Genomic DNA, 4,702 nt, shown 5'->3' with positions numbered 1-4,702 from the left:
GCGTCGATCTGGTCGTACGCCTTGAACTCGCCGAAGTACTTCGTGATCGCTGCCGTCAGAGACGTCTTGCCGTGGTCAACGTGGCCGATCGTGCCGATGTTAACGTGCGGCTTGTTGCGCTCAAACTTACTCTTTGCCATTTGGGCTCTCCACTCTTTTAAGGTCCCGTGAGGGATCTAATTCTTGTTATCGGTCAATTGGTATTCCGGTCACTTCTGACCGGAATACTTTGCCTGGATTTCCGTTGCGACGTTCGACGGGACCGGCGCGTAGTGATCGAAGGTCATCGTGTACTGAGCACGGCCCTGTGACATGGAGCGCAGGTTATCGACGTACTTGAACATGTTCGCCAGCGGAACGTTGGCGGCGATGACGACGGCGATACCACGGCTTTCCTGGCCCTGGATCTGACCACGGCGGGAGTTCAGGTCACCGATAACGTCACCGACGTAATCTTCCGGCGTGACGACTTCGACCTTCATCATCGGCTCGAGGAGCTGAGCGCCGGCCTTCTTGGCTGCTTCACGGAAGCAAGCACGCGAAGCGATTTCGAACGCCAGAACCGACGAGTCGACGTCGTGGAAGGCACCGTCGATGAGCGTCGCCTTGACGCCGAGCATCGGGAAGCCAGCCAGCGGACCGGAAGACAGAACGCTTTCGATACCTTTCTGAACGCCCGGAATGTATTCCTTCGGAACTGCACCACCGACAATCTTGGACTCGAACTTGAAGTCTTCGCCATCCGGGTTCGGTTCGAAGACGATCTTGACGCGCGCGAACTGACCGGTACCACCGGACTGCTTCTTGTGCGTGTAGTCTTCTTCGTGCTGGCGCGTGATGGTTTCGCGGTAGGCAACCTGCGGAGCACCGACGTTTGCTTCAACCTTGAATTCGCGACGCATGCGGTCGACGATGATGTCGAGGTGAAGTTCGCCCATGCCGGCGATGATCGTCTGGCCGGATTCCTGGTCGGTCTTGACGCGGAAGGACGGGTCTTCAGCAGCCAGGCGGTTGAGCGCGAGGCCCATCTTTTCCTGGTCGCCCTTGGACTTCGGCTCGATCGCGATCTGGATGACCGGCTCGGGGAATTCCATGCGCTCGAGAATAACAGGCTTCAGCGGATCGCAGAGCGTGTCACCCGTGGTGGTTTCCTTGAGACCAGCGAGAGCAACGATATCACCTGCGAAGGCTTCTTCGATGTCTTCACGCGAGTTCGAGTGCATCTGCAGCATACGGCCGACGCGCTCGCGCTTGTCCTTGACCGTGTTCAGAACCGACGAACCCTTTTCGAGCTTGCCGGAATAGATGCGTGCGAAGGTCAGCGAACCGACGAACGGGTCGTTCATGATCTTGAATGCGAGCATCGAAAGCGGCTCGGAGTCGTCAGCGTGACGCTCGATTTCGGCTTCCGTCTTGAAGTCGATGCCCTTGATCGCCGGAATATCGAGCGGCGACGGCAGGTAATCGACAACGGCGTCGAGCAGCGGCTGAACGCCCTTGTTCTTGAAGGCGGTACCGCAGAACATCGGGTGGAACTTGACGTCGATCGTGCCGCGACGGACGAGCGCGCGGATCTGATCGTTGTCGGGCATGGTGCCTTCGAGGTAGGCTTCCATCGCGGCTTCGTCGATCTCGACAACGGTCTCGATCAGCTTTTCGCGATATTCTTCAGCCTTGACCTTCATGTCTTCCGGGATTTCGACGACATCCCACTGGGCGCCGAGCGATTCATCGCGCCAGACGAGAGCGTTCATCTCGATCAGGTCGACAACGCCCTTGAAGTCGCTTTCTGCGCCGATCGGCAGCTGCATGACGACAGCCGTTGCGCCGAGACGGGTCTTGATCATCTCGACGGAGCGGYAGAAGTCCGCACCGGTCTTGTCCATCTTGTTGCAGAAGATCATGCGCGGAACATTGTACTTCTCAGCCTGGCGCCAGACGGTTTCCGTCTGCGGCTCAACACCGGCGTTGGCGTCGAGAAGAGCAATCGCACCGTCGAGAACGCGCAGCGAACGCTCGACTTCGATGGTGAAGTCGACGTGGCCGGGGGTGTCGATGATGTTGAAGCGGCGCATCTTGCCGTCACGGCCCTTCCAGAAGGTCGTGGTGGCAGCGGAGGTGATCGTGATACCACGCTCCTGCTCCTGCTCCATCCAGTCCATCGTGGCCGCGCCATCGTGCACTTCGCCGATCTTGTGCGACTTGCCGGTGTAGTAAAGGATACGCTCAGTCGTCGTCGTCTTGCCGGCGTCGATGTGCGCCATGATACCGAAATTTCGGTAGTCTTCAATTTTATATTCGCGAGCCATTGTGGACTGCCTTTCGAACCCGTTCGGGATTACCAGCGATAATGCGAGAACGCACGGTTGGCGTCAGCCATCTTGTGCGTGTCTTCGCGCTTCTTGACCGCGGAACCACGGTTGTTGGATGCATCGAGAAGCTCGCCCGACAGTCGGTCGATCATGGTCGTTTCGTTGCGCTTGCGCGCGGCAGCGATAAGCCAGCGGATGGCCAGGGCCTGACGGCGCTCCGGACGAACATCAACCGGAACCTGGTAGGTTGCACCACCAACACGGCGCGAACGGACTTCAACGTGCGGAGCAACGTTGTCCAGAGCCTGATGGAACACGCCGAGCGGCTCCTGCTTGGACTTGCCCTGTACGGAGTCAAATGCGCCGTAGACAATGCTTTCAGCGACGGACTTCTTGCCGTCAAGCATGATTGCATTCATGAACTTGGTAACAACCAGATCGCCGAACTTCGGGTCCGGGTTGATCTCGCGCTTTTCTGCTCTGTGACGTCTGGACATACTTCTCGTCTCTTCAATTGTTAAAGGCGCTCTACCACGCGGAGGACCTCGCGCAGCGCCGGGATTTCAAAGCCGAATTACTTCGGACGCTTCGCACCGTACTTCGAACGGCGCTGCTTGCGGTTCTTGACACCCTGGGTATCGAGAACGCCGCGGATGATGTGGTAACGAACACCCGGAAGGTCCTTAACACGGCCGCCGCGGATCATGACGACAGAGTGTTCCTGAAGGTTGTGGCCTTCACCGGGGATGTAACCAATGACTTCGAAGCCGTTGGTCAGGCGGATCTTTGCGACCTTACGCAGAGCCGAGTTCGGCTTCTTCGGCGTCGTCGTGTAGACGCGGGTGCAAACGCCGCGCTTCTGCGGGTTCTCCTGCAGGGCAGGAACCTTATTACGCTTTACGTTCGCCTGACGCGGCTTGCGGATAAGCTGGTTTACGGTAGGCATTCAACCATCCCTTACGTTTATATCTCAATCCCTTGCGGGCGTAACTCGCGCCGTCTCCGGCAAGATCACACGCTTGTCTCAATGCGCAAAACGTGGCCCGATCCGCTTTCGCAGATGGACCACTGAGAGCAGAGGACGCAAAAGACATGCGTCATGCGTGCAGGCATCATATCTTCAACGTGCGTTTCGAACCTTGTTTGAGGTGATCTCCGGGGCGCGTCGCCCCGAATGGCCATGCCTCACATGGGTCCGGATGGCGCGGGTACTACTGGTTTCCCGTCGTCTCGTCAAGGCCGTTAAGAAATAAACTTCGGCCAAACGCCTTGAAACCCGGCCACTACGCGCTCTTTTGGAGCTTCTAGGCGCATTCGCTGCTGCACAGCAAGATAAACTTGAGCATTGCAGTAAAAAGCGGCTATGGAATCACCGATTGCAGACGCTAAACGCATGAAATCAGATTCAAATCTCGAATCGAAGGACATCCGATGATCACCGCCCCCGACAACGACAACATTTCCGAAGGCCCGATGGTCTTCATCATCATCGGCAAGGGCTATGAGTCCGACAACAGCGAGGGCGTCGATCTCCATATCATGCTCAAGGCCGCCGACGACGACAGCGCCGTGCGCGAGGCTCTGAATGCGCTTGCGGAAGAAGGTTTCATCGAGGCCGACCTCGACCAGATCGGCATGCTGACCGAAGTGCCGTCCGAGGAGCCTCACGCCTCCGCCTATCAGGGCGCCGTCGACGGCGAAGTCGCGATCATCCGCTTCAGCTGAGGCAACGATGAAGCCGGATGCGCTCAAGGTGCTGATCTATGCAACCTGGCGCGACCGGCTGCTGGTTTTCGATGAGCCGGACTTTCCGGAGATCGAGCTTCAGGTTCCGGGCGGCACGGTAGAAGCTGGCGAAGATATCGCCACGGCAGCCCTTCGAGAGTTTTCGGAAGAAACGGGAATCCTGTCTAAGACTCCCCTCGCCCCGCTGGTTGTCAATGACTACCGTTTCTACAAGGATGGCAGCGACGTCTGCCACCGGCGACATTACTTCCACATTCCGCTTGAAGGTGAGCAGCCCTCCACCTGGCTGCATCGCGAAATGACGCCGTTCAGCGGCGGGAGGCCAATCCTGTTCCGTTTCTTCTGGCTCAGCTTCGACGATGCCCACGTTCGGCTGGGCTACGGTATGGAGCAAGGCCTACCGCTGCTGAGCTGAGCCCTTGCAAAATCGAATTCAATCGGCATAGGGGGCGATCGATGTGATCACACCACCCGGCATGCGGGTCCGCGCCGGGCGGTTCGAGAGATTGAGGTTAGACGAGCCTGGGCATTCCAAGTTGGTCAGCCCATCTAATGGTGAGGGTGGCGTTAAGGAGCTTGCCGCTGTTGCGCCACCAGCGACCGGCATTTGCTGCCACTTGCTGGGCCACCCCAGGTTTAGGTTT

The 4,702-nt window shown here is 58.2% G+C and carries 6 protein-coding genes; 2 read left to right on the top strand and 4 right to left on the bottom strand.

Annotated elements, in window-relative coordinates; genetic code table 11:
* From AC1DPR_RS31345 to rpsL, 4 genes are all read right to left on the bottom strand, one after another.
* A partial coding sequence (locus AC1DPR_RS31345) for a GTP-binding protein (RefSeq protein ID WP_234836486.1) occupies nucleotides 1-140 on the bottom strand: 140 nt, incomplete at its 3' end.
* Between the two features lie 69 nt (nucleotides 141-209).
* Nucleotides 210-2,309, bottom strand: a complete 2,100-nt coding sequence (gene fusA / locus AC1DPR_RS31340; protein WP_477817951.1) for an elongation factor G — start codon at nucleotides 2,307-2,309, stop codon at nucleotides 210-212.
* A 29-nt stretch (nucleotides 2,310-2,338) separates the two neighbouring features.
* A complete protein-coding gene (rpsG, locus tag AC1DPR_RS31335; RefSeq protein ID WP_018860448.1) occupies nucleotides 2,339-2,809 on the bottom strand; it encodes a 30S ribosomal protein S7 in 471 nt (156 codons plus the stop codon).
* Nucleotides 2,810-2,886: 77 nt separating this feature from the next.
* Nucleotides 2,887-3,258 (bottom strand): 30S ribosomal protein S12, encoded by a 372-nt coding sequence (gene rpsL / locus AC1DPR_RS31330; protein ID WP_003547537.1) that lies wholly within the window; start codon nucleotides 3,256-3,258, stop codon nucleotides 2,887-2,889.
* 485 nt (nucleotides 3,259-3,743) lie between these two features.
* On the opposite strand from rpsL, the gene AC1DPR_RS31325 reads away from it, so the two are divergent.
* Both AC1DPR_RS31325 and AC1DPR_RS31320 read left to right on the top strand, forming a co-directional pair.
* Nucleotides 3,744-4,037: a hypothetical protein gene (locus AC1DPR_RS31325; RefSeq protein ID WP_025662697.1), complete on the top strand. Its 294-nt coding sequence runs from the start codon at nucleotides 3,744-3,746 to the stop codon at nucleotides 4,035-4,037.
* A gap of 7 nt (nucleotides 4,038-4,044) precedes the next feature.
* Complete coding sequence (locus AC1DPR_RS31320; RefSeq protein WP_477817950.1) at nucleotides 4,045-4,473, top strand: NUDIX hydrolase; 429 nt, start codon at nucleotides 4,045-4,047, stop codon at nucleotides 4,471-4,473.
* The last annotated feature ends 229 nt before the right edge of the window (nucleotides 4,474-4,702 follow it).

This window comes from Rhizobium sp. 01T417 (assembly GCF_056398905.1).
Note: the sequence above shows the minus strand (reverse complement) of the source record. Positions and strands in the feature narration are given on the sequence as shown.